Genomic DNA, 20,582 nt, shown 5'->3' with positions numbered 1-20,582 from the left:
TTGCAGAACGCTTTTGAGACGGCGCATGCCGACACCATCCAGTACTTCGTGTTCGACCTCCCGTTCTACGCCGGCCATGACCTGCGCAAGGTTGCGCTGGCGGAACGGCGCGCGCTGCTGCGCCGCCTGTTCGAAAGCAATATGGCACCGCGGCTGCGCTTCAGCGAGGAATTCGAAGCAAGTGCCGACGACATGCTGGAGGCGGCCTGCCGCATGAAGCTGGAGGCCGTCATCGGCAAACGCGCCGACGCGCCTTATGTCAGCGCGCGCACCGGATCAAGCTCAAGTGCACGCTGCGCCAGGAATTCGTGGTGGGCGACGGCTATGCCGACATGCGGCAGGTCATCACGCGTGCGGCTTCACGCCTGATGCGCGGTTGACGCTCCGGCACGCTTCTTGCCACTTCCTGGCAAGAACACCCTGTTTCGGGTGGGGCCAGGAGGGGAGGGATGCACCATCAAGCCACCAACGAGGCGCTTGGCGTCTGAACGCCATGGATACGCCCGTCATCACGCATCGCCCGCTGATCCTCAATGTGGAGGATCGCGATGGCCCTCGTTACGTCAAGAGCCGAATCCTGCACCGCGCGGAGTTTTCGGTACTTGAAGCCACCACCGGCCAGGCGGCCCTGTCGCTCGTACGCCAGCACGCACCAGCACTCGTGCTGCTTGGCATGAAGCTCCCCGATATCGGTGGCCTTGAGGTCTGCCGGCTTCTCAAGAGCGATCCGGCCACCGCGCGCACGCTGATACTGCTGACATCGACCGGGCTGGCCGATGCACGACAGCGTGTGCAGGCGCTGGACTGCGGTGCGGACAGCTATCTTGTGGAGCCTGCGGAACCGGAGGAAGTCCTGTCCAGCATCAATGCACTGCTGCGCCTGCGCGGGGCCGAGGACGCGTTCCGGCGCACGACCCAGACACTGCACGAAAGCGAGGATATGTTCCGCCAGCTGGCCGAATCCCTGGCCGACGTGGTGTGGATCCTGGACCCTGGCGAGAAACGACTGCTGTTCGTCAGTCCTTCGTTTGCCGCGCTCCTGGGCCACACGGCCGAGGAAGTCCTGGATAATCCAGGCCGCTGTCTCGACCGCGTGCCGCCGGCAGACCAGGCGCGCGTGGAAGCCGCATTCGCGGACATGCTGCGCAATGGCAGGATGGATATCGAATTTCAGCTGACACGGCCGGGCGGCGAGATTCGCGAAATCCGCGGGCGCGCGTTCCCGGTCCGCAGCCGCCCCGGCGCGGATGGCCGCTCGCTGCGCGTGGCAGGAATCTGTCAGGACGTCACAACGCAGAACCGCGCGTTGCGCGCGCTGCGCGACGAGGAACGCCGCAAGGACCAGTTCCTCGCCATGCTGGCGCACGAGTTGCGCAACCCGCTGGCACCGATGCGCAGCGCCGCCGACCTGCTGCAGCAGCTCTCGCCCTCGCGCGAGGACATGTTCCGCGCGCGCGACGTGATCGGGCGCCAGCTCCATCACCTGACACGGCTGGTTGACGAACTTCTCGACATCTCGCGCTTCAACCTGGGAAAGATCACGCTGCGGCAGGACCTGGTGGAATTGCGCTCGGCGCTGAGTACTGCCGTGGAAACCGTGCGCCCGCTCCTTGAGGCGAACGGCCACACGCTGCGCCTCTCGCTGCCGGAGCAGCCGCTGCCGGTGCGGGGGGACCTGGTGCGGCTCACGCAGGTCTTCAGCAACCTGCTGCAGAACGCGGCCACTTACACGCCCGCAGGCGGACAAATCTCCGTGGAGGCCACAACGCAGGACAGCGATGTGACCGTGCGCGTGCGCGACAACGGCGCCGGCTTATCCGAGGCCATGCAGCGGCAGCTGTTCGACCCGCTGGCACCGGACGACGGCACCGGTGACGAAACAGGTGCCGACGCGCAGCGTGGCTCCGCCTTGCAGGCCGGCCCCGGTATCGGTCTGACGCTAGTACAGAAACTGGTGCGCCTGCATGGCGGGCGCATCCACGCGGAAAGCCCCGGCCCCGGCCAAGGCAGCACGTTCATCGTAGTGCTGCCGGTGGAACCCTGGCAGTGCTGGCATCCGCCCAGGGGCATGGGCGTGCCCCACAGAGGACCGCGGCGCACCGTCATGCTGGTGGACGACAACATCGATGCGCTCGAAGCGATGATGATGACTCTGCAAACGCTGGGCCATACCGTGGTTACCGCTTCGGACGGCCAGAGCGCGGTGGTGCGCGCGGCCGGCGTACGCCCCGACGTGATCCTGCTCGACCTGGGCATGCCGGCGATGGACGGCTTCGAAACCGCGCGGCGCCTGCGCGCGCTGCCCGAACTGAGCGGCGCAAAGCTGGTGGCGCTGACGGGATTCGGCCAGCCCGAAGACAAGCGGCGCACGCTCGAAGCGGGGTTCGACCTGCATCTGGTCAAACCTGCCGACCTCGACGAGCTGACGCGCCTGCTCGACGAGCTTGACGCCTGAGCGTGCCGTTCGCCACGCGTCACCAACAGACCGCAGCAAGCAGCACGAGCCGGCCGGCCCCCAAACGCAAGCACGCCTGAGCGGCGCCGCAGGCCCGCACTACATCTCACGCAAGGAGAACCCATCGTCGACGTCGTGCGTGAAGCGCCTCAGCCAGGTGCCGGCCGCGGAAACGGAAGAGCGGCACGAGAACCGCGGGGCCGGGATCGTGGCCTGAGGCTCCGCGCCGCTCGGATGAGTCTGTCCTGCCGGGTCTCCCCGAGCAAGGCGGATGCGGACTAGCGCGATAACACCTTCATCTGGTCGTTCACCGAACTCACGCCCTCAACGCTACGCGTGGCATCGACTGCGAGTTGGTGCTGTGCCTTCGTCGGCACCGAGCCACTCAGGTTGACCGTGCCGTCCTTGGTCTTCACGTGAATGCCCGTGGACTTCAGGTCCTTGGTAGCAAGCAGCTTGGTCTTCACCTTGGTTGTAATGGCGCTGTCGCTGACGGATTGCTCCACCTTGCCTGCGCTCATTTCAGTGGTGGCCGCAGGCCGCTGGTCGCGGTCACCTTCGGCGCGGGCCGGCATGCCAGGGGCCGAGTCGGGCGGCACAGCCGTTGTGGTGTCGGCGGCGACGCGCATGAAGCCGCCTGTATCGAGGGCAAACGCGCCGCCGGTAGCTGCCGCCAGCGCAGCAGCGGCACAAGCCATGCGCAGGGTACGTGCAGGAATTTTCATCTCTCTCTCCTGATGATGTGGTCAGGTTCGACATGAGCCGCCACACGAGTTGAATCCATGAGGTCTCGAACCGCATAAACGTGAACTGCAGGAAGCGTACCTGCCGACAGGGCGCGAAGCAGCGGTGAACTGCCGGGTATGTCACGCCCCCGCTACGCTGTGATGTGTGTAATTCGGGGCAGTAATTTGTAATTCCGACCAGCGCACGAACGAAACCAACGCCGCTTCCGCACGCCGGCTTGTGCTATCCGCGGCAACCAGGCTGGCACGCCGATTGCAGCTACTGTGATGCGGCAAGTCCGCCGCGTCATGGAGACAGTAATGGGACAGCAGCAACAACAGCAACCCGGCCAATCGCAATCGGGCCAGAAGCAGCAAGACCAGTCGCAATCCGGCCAACGCGGCGGCCAGCAAGATAGCGGCCAGGACAAGAAGCAGCAAGGTGGCGGCCAGATGGGCAACCAGGACAAGGGCCACGGCCAGCAGCAACAGCAGGACCGCAGTGGCTCGCAACAGGGTAGCCAACAGGGTAGCCAACAGGGTAGCCAACAGGGCCATCAAGGGGGCCAACGCCAACCGTAAGCGCCATCTCTTTATCCGGGGGCATGTGGCGGCAACATGCGGTGCTGCCTTGATGCACGCCGGAGATTGGCGAGCCGGGACTTCGGGTTACGTGGTGCCGGCTCTTTTTGTTGTTCGTCCTATGGGTTGTGGGTTGCCCTCTGAAATCATCGTTTGTCGGACGCCATCCGATGGCGGGCGCATGAAGGCCGCCAGACACGCACCGTCAGGAGACTGTTATGACTGCCAAAGTCAATGTTCCTGTTGTCCCCCGAGACGAGTGGAGCAAACGGAAGCGGTGTGCAAGCAGAGTGGTGAGCGTACTGGCCATGACAATCGCCTGCCTGCTGGCGGGGGGACGGTCATCATTGACGTCGGCGGGACAGCCGGCGACAGTCATTCCAACCTCCTCTGCGTCGCGCCCCCCGGATTCGGCCCTTTCTACCGACGACCTCCGCTTCATCGATGAAGTGGCCCTTACCGCAGCGATGGAAATACAGGCGGCCGACGTGGCAATCGAGCTCTCCGGAGACCCGACCATCATCGCTTACGCGCGCCTGATGCTGAAGGACTATCGCGCAATGACAGCCGACCTGGATCACGTGGCCAAGGCCGAAGGTATTACCCCTGACACGCGACTACCGGAAGCCCCTGAAATCGAACGACTGCGTCACCTCAAGGACGGCGAGTTCGACCGAGCGTATGTACAGACGGTGGCCGTGGATGCGCATCGGCAGGCTGTCACATTATTTGAGAGGCACGCAGGCCAGACAAAGAGTCCCCGGCTGCGTGCCTTTGCTCTTCGCAACCTTCCAACCTGGAAGAGACATTTGGAACTGGGGCGGAGCCTGGCTGTGCGAATGATGGTGGCAATCTGAGCCGTGGCTTACATCGTCGTGACCCGGAAGCGATGCATGCCACCTCTCCCGATCGGCTTACGCGGGCAGCATGGATGCCGAATCCCCCGATGGCCGTTGTCACGCCTCTGCGTTCAACGCAGCAGCGATGAGGCGCGAGCCGGTCGAGCCGCGCCGTCCGCGGGGAAGCTGTCCACCTGGATCACTTTGTCGAGCGCGCGCAGGAAGGCGAGTGCCTTTGGCGCCGAGGAGTTGGCGGCAATGTCTTCCAGTGATTTGATCTGGCGAATTTCGCCGGCCAGCCGTTGACTCTCCTTTTCGCCGAGTTCCTGCGCCAGCGAAAGCAAATCATGCAGATCACGCAGCCCCCCAGCCCTTGGCGTTTCGATATCGGGGCACAATCGGCGGATCACCCGCGGATCACCGAGGGCTTCGGCGATCGCAAGCTTTTCCGCATCGCGCTCTGATCGATCACGCCCGGCTCGGGAAGATCTTCTACCGCCATCCGACCACCGTCGACACGGAGCTGGATCTCAGCAAGGCTGCTGACCAGCACGACCAAATCATCGATGCAATCGCGCGCCACGATGTCGACACGGCCGGAAACATCGTGCGCTCGCACATGGATCTGTCGCGTCGGCGAATGACTGAATATGTCGCGCCAGTCGGCGTTGATGTACCGCTCGCGTTTTAGACCCCGTTCTCGCGCTCGGCTACACCGCGGCCCTGCTACTCGAACTCGAATGCCGGCAATGCTGCTGGGCGCCGGCTATTGGGCCCGCGCTGCAGTGGCCGAGACGAAACCGGTCAGCGCGCCAGCGGCGTGTTTTCATTCAGGAAGTCGATGAAGGCCCGCAGCTTCGGCGCGATGTAGCGTCCGGACGGCCAAAGCAGGTGAAAGACGCCGGTCTCGACGACGTAATCATCCAGTACCGAGGTCAGATCGCCCTGCGCCAGCGCTTCCCGGACGACGAAGTCGGCAACGTAGGTGACGCCAAGGCCCTGCAAGGCGAAGTCCACGCGGCCCTCGACGGTATTGCAGACCATGTCGACCGGCAAGTCCGGGGACAGTTCGGCATCTTGCTCGCGAAACAGCCACGGCTGGATCTTGCCGCTCAGCGGGTGGCGGAACCGGATGCATTTGTGATGCACGAGATCGAGAGGCCGTTGCGGGACGCCATGCCTGGTGAAGTAGCCAGGCGCGCCGACCAGCCGCATGCTGAAGGTCCCCAGCCGGCGTGCGGTGAGCCGCGAATCGCGCGGCTCGCCGTTGCGGATCACCGCATCGAACCCTTCTTCCACGATGTCCACCATCCGATCATTGAAGTCGACGTCCAGCGCGACATCCGGGTACCGCGCCTGGAACGCCCCGAAGATCGGCAGGAATGGCTTGCCCACAATCGGCAGGCTGATGCGTAGCCGCCCGCGCGGCGCGGTCGTCGATTCCGACAGCTCTGCCTGCGCTTCGCCAAGCTCGTCGATGATGCGCCGGCAGCGGATCAGGAACTGCTCGCCCTCGGCTGTCAGCGCGACGCTTCGCGTGCTGCGGTGGAACAGTCGGACGCCCATGCGCTCTTCCAGCCGGGCAATGCTCTTGCCGACCGCGGACGCGGATATACCGAGTGCGCGGCCGGCCGCCACGAAGTTGCGCGCCTCCGCGGCCTGAACAAACACACCAATCGCATTAAAACTCTCCATATGCCTTCCTATAGCGGACTCGACGGTCCGCTCTGACAGGACTTCCGGGCGCATTCCATTTCGCGTGAGCGAACACTATTCTGCTCTGGCGGGCGGGGCTGGCCAACATCGGCAAGCATCGCCATGGATCGAGGCGATGCCTTCACCGCGAGAACTTGACCGCAACGCCCTCGCTCGCTTTCCCCGCCTCGCGCGGGCCGGCGAGAACGCCGTCGGCATCGCTGCCTGAACCCCGTCGCGGTACCACCGCGCCTTCAAGCATGCGGCCTGCCGCGGGACAGCCTGATGGCACCGCTTTCTTGACCGCTCACAACCTGAGAAGAGTACAACATCATGAACATGACCAGACGAGAGGTGCTCGCAGCGGGAGCACGCGCAACCATGCTGGCGGCGGTTGGCCTTGGCACCGCGGCCGCCAGTGACGCCACCCTGGCACAGGGCCCATCCGGCGGCAAACCTCCGCGCAACGGCGCCCGCTCCGACTACGACGTGATCATCGTCGGTGGCGGGTCGGCCGGTGCCGTGCTTGCGGCGCGCCTGAGCGCCGATCCCGCCCGCCATGTGCTGCTGCTGGAGGCGGGCCCGAACTTCGCACCCGCTGACTATCCCTCCGTGCTGACCGACGCGAACATCGTCGCCGGCTCGCCCGACTTCGATTGGCACTACCAGACGGACGACCGCGCGACGCTGGGACACAATATCCCGCTGCCACGAGGCCGGGTGATTGGGGGCAGTTCCGCCGTCAACGCTGCCGTTGCCATCCGCGCCCGGCAGGCGGACTTCGCGCGCTGGCACAAGCGCGGCATCGCGGGCTGGTCCTGGGAAGCGGTGCTCGATTCCTACAAGCGGATGGAGAACACGCCGACCGGCGATGATGCCTGGCACGGGCGCAGCGGCCCCTTCCCGATCCGCCAAAAGGCAAGCACGGACGTGACGCCATCGACTCGCGCCTTCGTCGAGACGGCCCGGGCACTTGGCATGCCGCACATCGCGGACTTCAACGGCGCGCAGCAGCACGGGGCCGGCTTCTATCCGCTCAATGTCGTCGAAGGCGTGCGCGTCAACACCGGCATGGCCTACCTGACCGACAATGTCCGCGCTCGCCGCAACCTCACGATTCGCGGCGACGCGGAAGTGGACAAGGTGGTCATCCGCGCAAAGCAAGCCGTGGGACTGAAGCTGGTGTCCGGCGAGACCATCTCCGGTGGCGAGATCATTCTCTCGGCAGGCACGTTGGGCAGCCCGGCCATCCTCATGCGCTCGGGCGTCGGGCCGTCGAGCCATCTCAAGGAGATGGGCATCGCCACCGTCGCGGACCTGCCCGTGGGGGAGCGCCTGCAGGACCAGCCGTTCTTCTACAACGTCTATGCGCTGAAGCCCGGCGCAAAGGCAATGGCACCCGCGTCGGGCGCCCTGGTCTGGACCCGCTCGCAACACGCCGATTCGGCCGAACTGGACCTGCAGATCTCTGCCACCCACCTGATCGATCCCAAAACCAGCCCGACCGGCGGCGCCATCGTGCTCGCCTGCTCCGTGGTCCTGCCGAACTCGGTCGGGCGCTTGCGTCTCGCGAGCGCCGATCCGCGCACGGCGCCACGCATCCAGTACGACTTCTTCTCCGCCCCTTCGGATCTCGACCGCCTGGTCGAGTTGGTGCGGCTGTCCAGGCAGATCGGCAGGACCGGCGCGTTCGCCGACATGGTCGATCACGAGATGGCGCCGGGCAAGGCCATTGATGACCAGGATGAAAGCGCCCTGCGCAAGGCCATCGTGGCCGGCGCAGCAGCCTACCTGCATCCGACCTCGACGGTGGCGATGGGCGCCGACTCGGACGCCACCGCCGTCGTCGATCCCTGGGGCAAGGTGCGCGGCATCGACGCGCTGCGCGTCATAGACGCATCGATCATGCCGGACATCCCCTCCGCGCCGACGAACGTCACCACCATCATGCTGGCGGAACACATCGCTGCAAGGCTGGTCGCCTGAGCGCAGCCCCTCGCAACCGCGCACGCAAGCCCGCACGCAAGCCATCTCTTGCGTGCCGACTTGACAACCGCCAACCGCCAACCACGCACAGGAGTATCGAAGATGGAAAACCAGGCATTGATCCAGCCGGCCACCACTTGGGACGGGAAGATCTACATGGGAAACTGGACGGCGCCAGGCCAGGGCACGGTAACCAATATCGACCAGTTCTCCGAGTGGCAGTGGATCACGACGCGCCCACGCCTGCCTGACTATCCGTTCTGACCGGGGGTGCCAGGATAACCCGCCCCCCTTCCGTGAAAACCCAACGTCGACTCGACAAGTCCGGTCACCGGGCTGGCCGATGCAACAACAGGAACGCATCATGATCACCAATCAATCGCCGCTGGAACTCGCCAACGGCCTGGAAGCGAAACGATGGGAGCTGATGCTCGCGGGCGACGCGCAAGGCCTCGCAGGGCTGATTTCGGATGATCTGCTATTCGTGCACTCAAGCGGATTGAAGGATGGCAAGCAGCAGTATCTCGATGCCATCAAGGCAGGCGTGGTGGTCTACCACAGCGCCGAGTACCGCATCGAAACCGTGGTCCCGCTCTCCGACCAGGCCTTTATCGCGAACGGCGTGGTGAAGATCGAAGTCACGGTTCGTGGGACGCCCAGGTGCCTGCACTCGATCTTTACGGTGGCGTGGCGCTGCGAGCAGGACATCTGGCGGCTGCTTGCCCACCAGACCACCCTGCTTCCGGCTTGAGACGCGCTGGCCAACGGCCTGCGCCCCCGGCAATGCCGTGCGTGCGGCCGATGTGCCACAACCCATCCCTTTCAAAGGAACACAACATGAATATATTCATCACTGGCGCCAGTGGATTCGTCGGCGGAACGGTAGCGCGCCGGCTGCTCGATGCGGGCCATGGCGTCCGTGGCCTGGTGCGCGACGAGCGCAAGGCCGAGCAGCTCCGCGCGCTAGGCATCGAGCCCGTACCCGGCAGCCTGGATGATGCCGCACTCCTTGTCCGCGAGGCGCAGCGCGCCGATGGCGTGATCCACACCGCGGATAGCGAGCATCTGCCAGCCGTCCTTGCGCTGCTCGCGGGCTTGCGCGGCTCCGGCAAGCCTTTGCTCCACACGAGCGGCTCCAGCGTGATAGGCGACGACGCGCGCGGCAATCGCCTGGCGTCGGCCATCTACGACGAAGACACGCCATTTATCGTGGCGCCGCCAAAGCTGGCGCGCCGCGACATCGACCTGCGTGTCCTTGCCGCTGCCGATGACGGCGTCCGCGCCGTGGTCATTTGTCCCAGCAATATCTACGGCACGGGTACCGGGCTAAAGCGGGCCAGCTTCCAGATTCCATTCCTGGACGAGTACGCGAAGGCGAGCGGCGTGGTGCGCATCGTGGGGGATGGCGTCAATCGCTGGTCCAACGTGCATATCGACGACGTCGCGGCACTTTACCTCCTCGCGCTCGACAATGCGCCGGCGGGAGCGTTCTACTTCGTCGAGAACGGCGAGGCCTCCTTCGCCGAAATCGGCGATGCCATTGGCCGGCGCATGAACCTCGGTGCTGCGTTGTCCTGGCCCGTGGAGGACGCCGCAGCGCACTGGGGTGAGCCGCACGCCCACTACACCTTTGGCGCCAACAGCCGCGTCCGTGCGAGGCGCGCGCGCAATGAACTGGGCTGGGCACCGCAGCATGACTCGATGCTTGCGTGGATCGAAACGGAGATGCCGCTATGAGCAAGGTCTGGTTCATCACCGGCAGCGCCGCAGGCCTTGGCGCCGGCATCGCAAAGGCTGCCCTGGCCGCAGGCAACGACGTGATTGCCACCGACCTCGATTCCGGGCGCTTGCAGGCAGCATACGCAGGCGACGCCGCGCGGGTTCTGACGGCACCACTGGACATCCGCGACGCGCTGCAGGCAAAGGCCACCGTCGATGCCGCGCTCGCCCGCTTCGGCCGCATCGATGTGCTGGTCAACAATGCTGGCTACGGACAATTCGGGCCGTTCGAGGAAATCGAACCCGAGGCTATCGAACGCCAGTTCGCCACCAACGTGTTCGGCACCTTCAACGTGACCCGGGCGGTGCTGCCGGTCATGCGCCGGCAACGGGCAGGCCACATCATCAACATGTCATCCAATGGCGGGTTCCAGGGCGTTGCCGGCGCCTCCATGTATTCGGCCTCCAAGTTCGCCGTCGAAGGATTCTCGGAATCCCTCGCCCAGGAGGTCGCCAGCTTCGGCATCCGGCTTACGCTCGTCGAACCGGGTGCCTTCCGGACCGATTTCCTCGACAGCCGCTCGCTGAAATACGGCAGTCTCAGCCTGGACGACTACGCTGAACACCGCGCGAAAACCACCGCGGTATTCGAGGCCCGCAATCACCGGCAGGCAGGGGACCCCGACAAGCTCGGCCAGGCGCTGCTACAGATCGTCGGCCACGCGGAGCCACCGCTGCGATTCGTTGCCGGCGCCGATGCACTGCAGGTCGTGACCAGCAAGTTGCAAGCGGTCGCGGACGAGATCGGGCGGTGGCGCTCCTTGTCCGTATCCACCGATTTCTGAACCCATTGCGAGAAACCACTCATGAGCAACCAGGCACTCACCGCCCGCATCGATGCGCTGGAAAGCCGCGTCGCGCTCGAGCGGCTCATCTGCGCATTCGAAAGGAATCCGGAGCCAATGCGAAGCGCATCGATACTGGCCGGTCGTCGTTAGATCGAGTCAGATGGCTCGGCGCCGAGCCTGCGGAGCCGCGCGGCGATCGGAGCCGGGAGAGCCCATCGGCGTGGGCTTGCCGCTCCCCGACGCCCGGCCGCCACGGCTCCAAACGATGGCACCAGCATCAGGATTTGGCCTCGGCCGCGGCCGGGGCCATGGGAGCGCAAGGCGCGGTTCCGGCAGGACTGGCGCCGCCTCGCACCCTGCCACCGGTCAGATAGATGCCGATCCCGGCCAGCGCCGCGGGGATGGCCATCAGGAGATAAAGGCCCGCGTTGCTCCACCCCGCCGACAGCAGCAATGCCCCGCCAAACGAGCCGGCGATCGCGCCGATCCGCCCCACGCCAAGTGCCCAGGCAACGCCGGTCGCCCGGTTCGAAGTTGGATAGAACGACGAAGCGATGACATTGGCGCACACTTGCGAGCCGCTCACGCAGAAGCCCGTGGCAAAGATCCCCACCGCGAGCCACCATGCGGCATCGATCAGCGCCATTGACACCACGGCAGCGGCGCCGAGCAGGTACGCCGCTGCCACCACCTTGTATGGATTGAAGCGGTCGATCAGCATGCCCAGCACAATCGCGCCCAGCACCCCGCCACCCTGCAGCAGTCCGGCGAAGATCGACGCCTGCTTGAGCGAAAGCCCGCTGCGCTGCACGAGGATCGGCAGCCAGTTGATCATCAGGTAGAGCAGCAGCAGGCTCATGAAGAACGCCAGCCAGAGCAGCACGGTACCGCGCCGGTACGCAGGATGAAACAGCTGGGCGACGGGCGATGCGGGCAGGCGCTGATCGGAGCTCACGTAGACCTGGCCCGGCACGACGCGGCGTGGGTCGATGCGTTTGAGTATGTTGGCAATGCGCCCTTGCTGGCCGTTTTGCGCCACCAGGAACTTGACCGATTCGGGCAACGCCAGGAGCAGCGCGGGCACCAGCGCAATCGGCAGCAGTCCGCCGATCGCCAGCACACCACGCCATCCGTAGTGCTCGACGAGATATGCCGTGACGATGCCGCCCAGTGCGGACCCCAGCGAGAAGCCACAGAACATGAATGTGAGCAGCGTGCCGCGCCGCCGGTCCGGACTGTATTCCGATGTGAGCGTGATGGCATTCGGCATCGCTCCGCCGAGGCCAAGCCCGGTCAGGAAGCGCAGCGCGATGAGCGCGCCCACGTTCGGAGCAGCTGCCGAGCAGAGACACGCCACGCCAAACCAGGCCACGGAGAACATCAGGACCCGGCGTCGCCCGATGCGGTCGGCGAGCGGCCCGCTCAGGAAGGCGCCGGTCATCAGGCCAAGCAGTCCGGCGCTGAAAAGCGGGCCGAGCGCGACCATGGACAGTTGCCATTCCGAGCGGATATGCGGCGCGATGAAGCCGATGATGGCGATGTCAAAGCCGTCGAGCGCCACGATCAGGAAGCACAGCGCGATGATCATGATCTGGAATCGCGAAACCGGCCCGGCGTTCATGAAAGCATGGACGTCGACCGGGGAACGCCTGGTATCGTCTTGGGTCATGTTGTCTCCTGTTGTTGTTGCGCGCTGATGCGCCGGCAAGCCTTATGCGGCTTGTCCTTGCCTGCGTTTGTCGAGCGCCGCTGCTTCCACCTGCCCGATGAAAGCCGGATCGCGCCGGCGCAGCTGTTCGTGGCTCACGCGGCCGGTGCGCCGCATGTAGTCGTAAGCGAACGAGGCGGGATCAAGATGCATCCGCGCCCCCACGGACTCATACCAGTCGAGACTCCTTTGCGCGGCGTCCTGGAAACGGTCCGACGCGCTGCGCCGGCTTTCCTCGAATGCAGCGAACGCGGCCGGCACATCGTCGCGGCGCGCGCAGAGCGCCTCGAACAGCGCGATGGCATCCTGCATCGCCATGCGCGTGCCCGAGCCCAGCGAGAAATGCACGCTTCGCAACGCGTCGCCCAGGAGCACCACGTTGCCATGGCTCCAGTTCGCATTGCGGACCACGCTGGCCTGGAACCATTGCGAGCGGTTGGAGAGCAAGGGGCTTGCGCCGAGCTCATGCGCGAAGACCCGCTCGCAGAATGCCCGGCTGGCGTCCTCCGTCGCATGCGCTAGCCCGGCGCGCTGCCACGTGTCGGGATCGACTTCCACCAGGAACGTCGAATGCGTCCGGCTGTATTGGTACGCATGGGCGATGAATACACCGAACTCGGTCTGCCTGAAGATCAGCGAGACCGGGTGGAACAGATGCGGTGTGCCGTACCAGGCGAACTTGTTGCGGCGGACGTCGAAGCTTGGCTGGAAATGCCCGGCCAGGCGCGTGCGCACCTCGCTGTTCACGCCGTCCGCGGCTACGATCACGTCCGCTCCTGGCAGCTGGGATGGCTCGGTGATCCGGCTGTTGTAGCGCACCTCCACGCCGGCTTGCGCGCAGGCGTCCTGCAGTACCCGCAACAGGTCAATGCGCGAAGTACGCGAGAAATGGTTGTTGTTCAGCCGTACCGGCACGCCCTGATGGACAATCTCCATGTAGTCGCAGCGCTCGTGATGCGCCGTGAATTTCCGGAAGAATCGTTCGTCGGCTTCTCTCAGGAACGCCAGCGCCACGTCGGAAAACACCACGCCCCAGCCGTAGGTGGCTCCCTGGGCGTTGCGCTCGTGAACGACGATCCGGTCGCTCGGGTACCGCTGCTTCATCAGCAGCGAAAAGAACAAGCCGGCGGGACCACCGCCGATGACTTCGATATTCATGCCTGGCTCCTCGTCGACACCGCCGCTTGCGCGTCCTGGGCAATCTCTGCGTCGTACTCCGGATCCAGCAGCGCCCCGGCCTGCGGCACCGTCGCCGCGAGGCCAAGATGGCCGAGCATTTGCCGCACGGTGCACACCGCCGTGGACGTGACCGGCAGGCCGAGCCGCTCCTGCGCCAGCTGGATGGCAGGCAGCGAAGGCATCTGCACACAGGCGGACAGCACCACCGCATCGGCATTTGCCGTGTTCAGTCGCTTCACGTCGTCGAGCAATTGCATCGGATCGCGTCGGCCGACTTCGAGGTTGTCCGGAATCTCGAACGACAGTGCGTCGAGCACCTCGATACCTTCGTCTTCGATGTAGGCAACCACGGCATCGGTCAGCGGCCGCATATACGGCGTCATCAGGGCGATCCTGCGCGCGCCGAGCGCCTTCAGGCCGGTCACCAGCGCCCCCGCCGACGTCATCACCGGGGCCTCGCAATGGTTCTCGCGTGCCACGCGCAGCAGGTCTTCCTCGACCTGGCGGTGATAGCCCGGGCCCATCGCCATGATCGCGACCAGGCACGCCGTGCTCATCACGTCGACGCGCGCGTCGGCGAGCTCCGCCGCGCAGCGCAGGCCCTCGCGGTTCATCGCCTCGAGTTCCTCGCGTACCACGCGGTGCATGCGCATGCGGCTGGCGTGAAACGTGAAGCGCTCCGGCAGGATGGCCTCGCGGGCCCGCAGCATGGCCGGGATCTCCGTCTCCATGGTGGTGTTCGAGCTCGGCACGATCTGGCCGATGCGGTATGGGCGTTGCGTCATGATGCGATCTCTCCTGCATGAACCTGGCTGGCCATGCCAGCGCAGATGGGGGTGGGCCGCGCGAGGGACGGCGACTGGTCCAGGACGTGTTCGGTACGGGTCATGCGCCCTCCCCTTCGGCCACCCGCATCGCACGGGCCGTGGCCTGCGCATCGAGCTCGCGGCTGATGCGTGCGCGCAGCGCGCTCTTGTCGACCTTGCCCACGCGCGTGACCGGAAACTCGTCGATCACCTCGATGCGCTCCGGGCACTTGAACTTGGCCAGCCCCTGCCCCACGAGGAACTCGGCAAGAGCAGCGATGCTGGGCGCGCCCTCGCCCGGCCGCAGGACCAGGTAGATGCAGCCCTTCTCGCCATAGAGGGCATCTGGCATCGCCACCAGCTTGGCGTCCGCCACGGCCGGATGTCGGCTGACGAATGCTTCGACTTCCTCGCAGCCGATCTTCTCGCCACCGCGATTGATGTTGTCGCGCAGGCGTCCCTCGAAGGCAAAGCAGCGCACGCCGTCGATCATGTGTTCAGAGACCATGTCGCCCGTGCGCACGAACCCGTCGGCGGTGAGCGTCTGCGCCGTGGCCTCGGGCGCACGGAAGTAGCCGCGCAGGCTCGACGGCCCGCGAAAGCAAAGCTCGCCCGGCACGCCCGGAGGCACCTGGGTGTCGTTGCCCGGCATCAACAGCCGGATTTCGTCGCCGACACCGCCCGACGCGCCTTGCGTGCGATGCCGCAGCGCCGCCGGCAGATGCGGCCCCGCCCCCATCAGGAGGCCCTCCGTGATGCCGTAGAGATTGGCGCACGGCACCTTGAGATGCGCTTCCAGCGAGTCGGCACGGCTCATCGTGCCGAATAGCGCAAGCGACGACAAGTCATGCCGCGCGACGTCCGGGTATGCGATCATTTGCGGCGCCACCGGCCCGATCGACAGGCCATGCGTGACCCGATGCATCTCGATCAGCGTCAGCATGCGGGCAATGTCGACGCGCGGCATCAGCACCGTGGTCATGCCGGCCGCCACCGTCGGCACCAGCACATAGAGCTGCCCGGCGTTGTGCAGCAGCGGCAGCGACCAGATCATCCGGCTCGCCTCGGTCATGCCGATGTGACGCATCCACGCCAGTGCATGGCCGATGTACTCGGCGTGAAAACGCGGGATGATCTTCGGCACGCCGGTGGTACCCCCGGAGAGCTGGAAGCTCAGCACATCCTCGCTGCCCAGATGCACCCCGGCCAGCACCTCGCGGGCGCGCTCGAGCGCCATGCCTTCGATCAGGGCATCGAGTGCATGGCCACGGCCATCGCCGGCGTTCCCGTGCGCGACGATCAGGTGTGCCAGGCTCGGATGCTGCCCGATCATCCTGCCGGCAAAGCCAACCAGGTCGAAGGCGCTGAAGTCGGCCTGCACGAAGTACGCGCGCGGCGCGGAGAGTTCGGCGAGTTGCCCGATCTCGACCTCCCGATACTGCGGCACGGCACAGACCGGAACGATCCCCGCCTTGTAGCAGCCCATCAGGGCGATGACGGTCTCGATCGTCGTGCCCATCTGGAAGATGGCGCGGTCGCCCGGCATCAGGCCCAGTTGGTGCAGCGCGGCACCAAGCCGCTCGCTGCGCTGGTCGAGGTCGGCGAAGGTGATGGTTGCCGCGTCGCTCACGCAAGCCGCGCGCTCCGGCACGCGCCGGGCCGTTTCGCGCAGCGCCTGGCCGAGCGTTGCGTCGACCCAGGCCCCGGCGGCGAAGTACCGCTTGGCCAGCTCGGGCGGGCAATACGCCACGCCGTCGATGGGGTGAAGAATTCCACTCATGATGTCTCCCACTCTGCTTCTCGCGAACTCAGGCGCGCGGGGCTACCCGCACGACGTCGCGTTCATAGGCTTCGATGCGGCCGTCCAGGCCCCCCGTAAACAGGCCATACCAGACCGCCGGCTTCAGTCCCAGCGCGCGGCGCTCGAACGACACCGGCTGCGTCGCCGAAATCACGGTGTAGTCGCCGTGCTCGGCCACCGCGCAGGCGCCCATATGCCGCGCGGCATCGACCAGCGAGGCGAACTCGGGCACGTTCAATACAAAGATACGCAAGATCGGACGGTTCACGGGCGATGCTCCAGTTCCAGGCGGCGGCTCAGCAGCTCTGCCTTGCGCTGCCAGATGGCGTCGATGCCGAGGACACGGCCTTTGCCGCCGCGGATCTCGTCCTCCAGCTCGATCGCAGCCTCCAGCGTGGCAGCGGCATCACGGGCATCGAGCGCCTGGAGCGGACGCAGCTTGCGCGTGATCTCGATGAAGTAGCCGTTGGGGTCGCGGAAGTAGATCGACTCGATCGTCTCGTGGGCGGTTTCGGCGGACACCGTCACGCCGCGCGCTTCCAGCCGGGCCTTCCAGGCCAGGAGTTCCTCCTGCGTATCGACCAGCCATGCCGTGTGGGTGGCGTCGAACACATGGTCGTCGGGCAGCGGCGGCTGCCCGGCGCGGCCGTCGAGCGCCGCCGGCTGGGTGCTGCCCAGGTAGTAGAAGAAGGCGATGGTACTGCCGTTGCCGCTGTCAAAGAAGAAATGCAGGAAGTCGGGATGCGTCTCGGGCCCCCAGCCTCGCGCTGAAATGGTGTGGATCAGCGGCAGCCCAAGGGTGTCACGGTAAAACCGGACCGTGTCCTTGAGCAGCCAGGTCGGCCGCGCCGTGTGGTCGACACCGTGCAGCCGCAAAGCCATGCCGGTGGCGGCAAGGTCGTTCCTATTCATGTCGGTTCTCCCGATTCGATGGTTCATGTGCCAGGTCATTGCGCAAACGTCTCGCGCAGCCAGTCCCGCAGGATGCGCCCCGCCACGTAGCGGCCGGGCTCCTCGCCCTCGGCCAGCGCGCGGCCGTGGTGATCGCCGCGCACGCGGCGGTGCGTCTTGGCCGAGCTGGCCAGGTTGGCGTGGATGTCCGCGACGACGGTTGGAAAACAGGCCTGGTCGCCCGTGTACTCGATCAGCAGCACGGGCTGCTCGATCGCGCCGCCCGTTTTTGCGAGCGAAGCGTTGGTGGAGAGGCCAGACCAGGTCGAGAGCCAGCTCTCCGGCGAGCAGGTGCGCGCGAAGCCGACCGAGCCGTAGTTGGACGTGAAAGGGTCCGCGCCCCACAGCGAGCCGTAGCGGCGATCCGACGGATCGAGCGACAGGTCAAAGCAGCGCAAGTCCGCGTCGGTGCGCCAGATGGTCATCAGCGGCGTGTGGGCGGCGCGGCGTTGCATGGCGGCATCGACCGTCCCCGTGGCAGCCTTGACATGCGCGCGAGCGTCCATGCGTTCAGCGATCATGGCGCGGGCGATGTCGTCGAGCCGCTTGACGCGTGCCGTCTGCGCGTCGCGATAGCGCGCAACGAAGGCCGCGGCGTAGCGGGCGGACGCCGGTGCCGGCGCAAAACCGTTGGCCAGGGCGAACGGATCGAGCGCCGCATCGGAGGCGAGCGCGTCGTGCTCATCGGTCACCGACGGGTCGATGCAGCGCTGCAACAGCGCGCCCTGCCCGGGATGCGGCGCGACGAACACGACGCCCTCCACCGGTGGCATGTTCAGCGTGGCAAGCCGGGTCGGCCGGCCGCCCGGCGTGCGCGCGATACGCTGCGCCGGCGCCAGGTTCGACTGCTGCACATACAGGGCGTACAGCCCGCTGCCGCCCGAATTGCCCAGCAGCACCACGCGCTTGAAGCCAGCTTCGCGCAGGAACCGCACGCCGGCGGCCACGTCGTAAAGCGCGAACTCGTGCTCCAGGCGCGTGTCGTTGCCGACCGAGCGAGGCGATTGCGACCACGCCGCGTAGCCCGCGCCCACGATGTCGGGGATCAGGTAATGGCAAGCCATGAATTCGCGCGGATGCATGATGCACACCACGGTGTCAGGCTGGCCCGACACATACAGCGACCCGCTTGTGGCGGCGCCGTCTTCGGTGCGCAGGACCACGTTGCGCGTGACCGCGCCGGCCGGCAGGTCGCGCGGGTTCCAGTCGGTATTCAGGAAGCCAGCTGTCGGGCTCGGGGTCGTGGCCGCCGCGCCGGTCGGGCTTGCGCCCGGTTGGAAATCACGCATTGTTCGTCTCCTTTTCTACATAGTAGTCCATTTTTTGACGACGTAGTAAATTTCTATGCGATTCAAGCCAGATGGCGTCAAGGGAAATGGCCAACCCTCTGATTTTTCGGCGTTTTTTCCCAAGCGGAGCATCCCTCGCGCGCCCGCCCGGGCCCATGAGCGCTGGCGTCGGGACAGAATTCTGGTTATCGTGGTAACTTTTCTGACGCCTCCGTCAATTCCACGACAAGCAGTCCCATGACGAAAACACAAACCAAGAGCGACGCCCAGCGCGATGCCATCCTGGAAGTGGCAACCCGCCTCTTTATCGAGCGCGGTTTCGACGGCACCGGCATCAACGACATTGCCGACGCCATCGGCATCAGCCGGCCGGCGTTCTACTACTATTTCAAGAGCAAGGAAGCCATCCTGGAAGTCCTGACGACCACGGTAACGCGCATGGCCGCCCAGCTCGCCATGGAGACCGTGCCGGACGACATGCGCCATCCGGCCGGCATCCTGCGCCACCTGGTCCTGCGGCATGCACGCCTGATCCTGTCGCATCCGCTCCAGTTCCGCATGGTCGAACGCAACGAGGGCAACCTGGCGCCCAAGCAGCGCAAGCTGGCCGAGCAGTCGCGCCGGGCGGTGCTCGAACAGTTCCAGCAGGCGATTGAACTGGGCATCGGGCAGGGCCAGTTCCGCGTGCTCGATGCCAAGGTCGCCGCGTTCTCGATCATCGGCATGTGCAACTGGACCGCATGGTGGTTTACGCCTTCCGGCCCGATGCGGCTCGACGACGTGGCCGAGATGATTGCGGACATGGCGCTGCGCTCGGTCCAGCAGGAAGCGGGCCGCCGCCTCGACAAGCCCGGTACGGCCGCCATCCTGCAGATGCTGCGCGACGATATCGACATGCTGGAGCGCTCGGTGGCCGGGCGCCCAGCATAAGCGCGGGCGTACGTCGCGCCGCCGGCACCGCAGCCAGCACCGTTTAGAGCACAATGGGATCGGATCGCGCAATACAATGTGGGAGAAAACTTGCTGTGCTCTTGCCCGGTCCGTGACGTTCATTGAGAATGATCGACGCAACTCTGCGCCCGACCGGCGCAGCGGAGGTAGTGGCTGAAAGAAGCGAACACCAGAGGTCGACTCGAAGCGACCAGTCAAAGGAGCATTCAAATGAACAATCTCCATCGGCAGCTCGCGCCAATCTCCGAAGGTGCGTGGAGCCAGATTGAGCAGGAAGCATCCCGCACCCTCAAGCGCTACTTCGCGGCTCGGCGTGTCGTGGATGTGATTGGACCGAAGGGTCTCGAACTCTCCGCAGTCGGTACCGGGCAACTGCGGCAAATCGCATCGCCAGGCGATGGTATCGAGGCCGTCCAGCGCGATGCGCGGGCGCTGGTGGAACTTCGGGTTCCGTTTGAACTGTCGCGTCTTGAGATCGATGGTGTCGAACGTGGGTCGAACAATCCCGACCTGCAGCCACTGAAGGATGCGGCTCGCAAACTCGCGCATGCCGAGGATCGTATTGTCTTTGAAGGCTATGCGGCGGCCGGGATCCAGGGAATTTCCCAAGGTGCCAGCAATGTCGCGCAAGACCTTCCACCCGATGTCAGCGGATATCCAGTCGCAGTGGCACAAGCGGTAGCCCAGTTGCGCCGTGCCGGTGTCGATGGACCCTATCGACTACTTCTGGGTGACAAGCCCTTCACAGCCGTGAGCGGCACCACCGACAATGGATATCCTGTTCTACGGGACATTCGTCAGCTTGTAGACGGCGACATCATCTGGGCGCCGGCAATGGAAGGTGGCGTAGTGCTCACCGGGCGCAGCGGCGATTTCGAACTGCACATTGGCCAGGACGTATCCATCGGCTACCTTGGCCATACTGAAGCCACCGTTCGATTGTATTTTCAGGAAACCTTCACCTTTCTCATGCTGACTGCCGAGGCCGCCGTGGTGCTTGGATGGTCAGAGCAGTAGCTGATCTACCGTGCGGCGCGTGTGCTTGTCG

General features: G+C 65.5%; 21 protein-coding genes and 2 pseudogenes. 12 read left to right on the top strand and 11 right to left on the bottom strand.

Annotation, left to right across the window (positions count from 1 at the left end):
- Both AC1DQ3_RS22185 and AC1DQ3_RS22180 read left to right on the top strand, forming a co-directional pair.
- Positions 1-332, top strand: a pseudogene (locus tag AC1DQ3_RS22185) (ATP-dependent DNA ligase); the annotation flags it as partial.
- A 161-nt stretch (positions 333-493) separates the two neighbouring features.
- Positions 494-2,455: a hybrid sensor histidine kinase/response regulator gene (locus AC1DQ3_RS22180; protein ID WP_477122306.1), complete on the top strand. Its 1,962-nt coding sequence runs from the start codon at positions 494-496 to the stop codon at positions 2,453-2,455.
- Positions 2,456-2,733: 278 nt separating this feature from the next.
- Here AC1DQ3_RS22180 and AC1DQ3_RS22175 read toward each other — a convergent pair whose 3' ends face one another.
- Positions 2,734-3,180, bottom strand: a complete 447-nt coding sequence (locus AC1DQ3_RS22175; RefSeq protein WP_477122305.1) for a BON domain-containing protein — start codon at positions 3,178-3,180, stop codon at positions 2,734-2,736.
- Positions 3,181-3,321: 141 nt separating this feature from the next.
- Complete coding sequence (locus tag AC1DQ3_RS22170) at positions 3,322-3,741, bottom strand: hypothetical protein (protein WP_477122304.1); 420 nt, start codon at positions 3,739-3,741, stop codon at positions 3,322-3,324.
- 239 nt (positions 3,742-3,980) lie between these two features.
- Here AC1DQ3_RS22170 and AC1DQ3_RS22165 point away from each other — a divergent pair, with 239 nt between their 5' ends.
- Positions 3,981-4,619 carry a DUF4142 domain-containing protein gene (locus AC1DQ3_RS22165; protein WP_477122303.1) on the top strand — a complete coding sequence of 213 codons (639 nt, stop codon included), beginning with the start codon at positions 3,981-3,983 and terminating at the stop codon, positions 4,617-4,619.
- Positions 4,620-4,732: 113 nt separating this feature from the next.
- On the opposite strand, the gene AC1DQ3_RS22160 is transcribed toward AC1DQ3_RS22165, so the two are convergent.
- Positions 4,733-5,011 carry a hypothetical protein gene (locus AC1DQ3_RS22160; RefSeq protein ID WP_477122310.1) on the bottom strand — a complete coding sequence of 93 codons (279 nt, stop codon included), beginning with the start codon at positions 5,009-5,011 and terminating at the stop codon, positions 4,733-4,735.
- A 44-nt stretch (positions 5,012-5,055) separates the two neighbouring features.
- Between AC1DQ3_RS22160 and AC1DQ3_RS22155 the strand changes: the two are divergent.
- Positions 5,056-5,292, top strand: a pseudogene (locus AC1DQ3_RS22155) (FCD domain-containing protein); the annotation flags it as partial.
- 113 nt (positions 5,293-5,405) lie between these two features.
- Here the strand turns inward: AC1DQ3_RS22155 and AC1DQ3_RS22150 are convergent.
- The gene (locus tag AC1DQ3_RS22150; RefSeq protein ID WP_477122302.1) at positions 5,406-6,296 is read right to left on the bottom strand and encodes a LysR family transcriptional regulator; all 891 of its coding nucleotides are present in this window, start codon (positions 6,294-6,296) and stop codon (positions 5,406-5,408) included.
- A 333-nt stretch (positions 6,297-6,629) separates the two neighbouring features.
- Between AC1DQ3_RS22150 and AC1DQ3_RS22145 the strand changes: the two genes are divergently transcribed.
- The 6 genes from AC1DQ3_RS22145 to AC1DQ3_RS22120 all read left to right on the top strand — a co-directional run bounded on the left by AC1DQ3_RS22145 (position 6,630) and on the right by AC1DQ3_RS22120 (position 10,999).
- A complete protein-coding gene (locus tag AC1DQ3_RS22145; RefSeq protein WP_477122301.1) occupies positions 6,630-8,282 on the top strand; it encodes a GMC family oxidoreductase in 1,653 nt (550 codons plus the stop codon).
- A gap of 102 nt (positions 8,283-8,384) precedes the next feature.
- Positions 8,385-8,546 (top strand): hypothetical protein, encoded by a 162-nt coding sequence (locus AC1DQ3_RS22140; protein WP_477122300.1) that lies wholly within the window; start codon positions 8,385-8,387, stop codon positions 8,544-8,546.
- Positions 8,547-8,646: 100 nt separating this feature from the next.
- On the top strand, positions 8,647-9,033 hold the full coding sequence (locus AC1DQ3_RS22135; RefSeq protein WP_477122299.1) for a nuclear transport factor 2 family protein: 387 nt from the start codon (positions 8,647-8,649) through the stop codon (positions 9,031-9,033).
- An 86-nt stretch (positions 9,034-9,119) separates the two neighbouring features.
- The gene (locus AC1DQ3_RS22130; protein WP_477122298.1) at positions 9,120-10,019 is read left to right on the top strand and encodes an NAD-dependent epimerase/dehydratase family protein; all 900 of its coding nucleotides are present in this window, start codon (positions 9,120-9,122) and stop codon (positions 10,017-10,019) included.
- Positions 10,016-10,846, top strand: a complete 831-nt coding sequence (locus tag AC1DQ3_RS22125) for an oxidoreductase (RefSeq protein ID WP_477122297.1) — start codon at positions 10,016-10,018, stop codon at positions 10,844-10,846. Before AC1DQ3_RS22130 ends, AC1DQ3_RS22125 begins: the two co-directional genes overlap by 4 nt.
- A gap of 21 nt (positions 10,847-10,867) precedes the next feature.
- Positions 10,868-10,999 (top strand): hypothetical protein, encoded by a 132-nt coding sequence (locus tag AC1DQ3_RS22120; RefSeq protein WP_477122296.1) that lies wholly within the window; start codon positions 10,868-10,870, stop codon positions 10,997-10,999.
- A 127-nt stretch (positions 11,000-11,126) separates the two neighbouring features.
- On the opposite strand, the gene AC1DQ3_RS22115 is transcribed toward AC1DQ3_RS22120, so the two are convergent.
- The 7 genes from AC1DQ3_RS22115 to AC1DQ3_RS22085 form a co-directional block, all read right to left on the bottom strand.
- Positions 11,127-12,518 carry an MFS transporter gene (locus tag AC1DQ3_RS22115; RefSeq protein WP_477122295.1) on the bottom strand — a complete coding sequence of 464 codons (1,392 nt, stop codon included), beginning with the start codon at positions 12,516-12,518 and terminating at the stop codon, positions 11,127-11,129.
- A 42-nt stretch (positions 12,519-12,560) separates the two neighbouring features.
- Positions 12,561-13,715 carry an FAD-dependent monooxygenase gene (locus AC1DQ3_RS22110; protein ID WP_477122294.1) on the bottom strand — a complete coding sequence of 385 codons (1,155 nt, stop codon included), beginning with the start codon at positions 13,713-13,715 and terminating at the stop codon, positions 12,561-12,563.
- Positions 13,712-14,521, bottom strand: coding sequence for a maleate cis-trans isomerase family protein (locus tag AC1DQ3_RS22105; RefSeq protein WP_477122293.1), 810 nt, complete (start codon positions 14,519-14,521; stop codon positions 13,712-13,714). The genes AC1DQ3_RS22110 and AC1DQ3_RS22105 overlap by 4 nt, the downstream gene beginning before the upstream one ends.
- Positions 14,522-14,621: 100 nt before the next feature.
- Positions 14,622-16,322 (bottom strand): AMP-binding protein, encoded by a 1,701-nt coding sequence (locus AC1DQ3_RS22100; RefSeq protein WP_477122292.1) that lies wholly within the window; start codon positions 16,320-16,322, stop codon positions 14,622-14,624.
- A 28-nt stretch (positions 16,323-16,350) separates the two neighbouring features.
- Positions 16,351-16,611: a hypothetical protein gene (locus AC1DQ3_RS22095; RefSeq protein WP_477122291.1), complete on the bottom strand. Its 261-nt coding sequence runs from the start codon at positions 16,609-16,611 to the stop codon at positions 16,351-16,353.
- Entirely contained in the window at positions 16,608-17,255 is a 648-nt protein-coding gene (locus AC1DQ3_RS22090; protein WP_477122290.1) for a VOC family protein, read from the bottom strand. The genes AC1DQ3_RS22095 and AC1DQ3_RS22090 overlap by 4 nt, the downstream gene beginning before the upstream one ends.
- Before the next feature lie 35 nt (positions 17,256-17,290).
- The gene (locus tag AC1DQ3_RS22085; RefSeq protein ID WP_477122289.1) at positions 17,291-18,583 is read right to left on the bottom strand and encodes an alpha/beta fold hydrolase; all 1,293 of its coding nucleotides are present in this window, start codon (positions 18,581-18,583) and stop codon (positions 17,291-17,293) included.
- A gap of 237 nt (positions 18,584-18,820) precedes the next feature.
- Between AC1DQ3_RS22085 and AC1DQ3_RS22080 the strand changes: the two genes are divergently transcribed.
- Positions 18,821-19,513, top strand: a complete 693-nt coding sequence (locus AC1DQ3_RS22080) for a TetR/AcrR family transcriptional regulator (protein WP_477122288.1) — start codon at positions 18,821-18,823, stop codon at positions 19,511-19,513.
- Positions 19,514-19,744: 231 nt separating this feature from the next.
- Complete coding sequence (locus tag AC1DQ3_RS22075; protein WP_477122287.1) at positions 19,745-20,551, top strand: family 1 encapsulin nanocompartment shell protein; 807 nt, start codon at positions 19,745-19,747, stop codon at positions 20,549-20,551.
- The last annotated feature ends 31 nt before the right edge of the window (positions 20,552-20,582 follow it).

It is taken from the genome of Cupriavidus sp. 01T418 (assembly GCF_056398885.1).
Note: the sequence above shows the minus strand (reverse complement) of the source record. Positions and strands in the feature narration are given on the sequence as shown.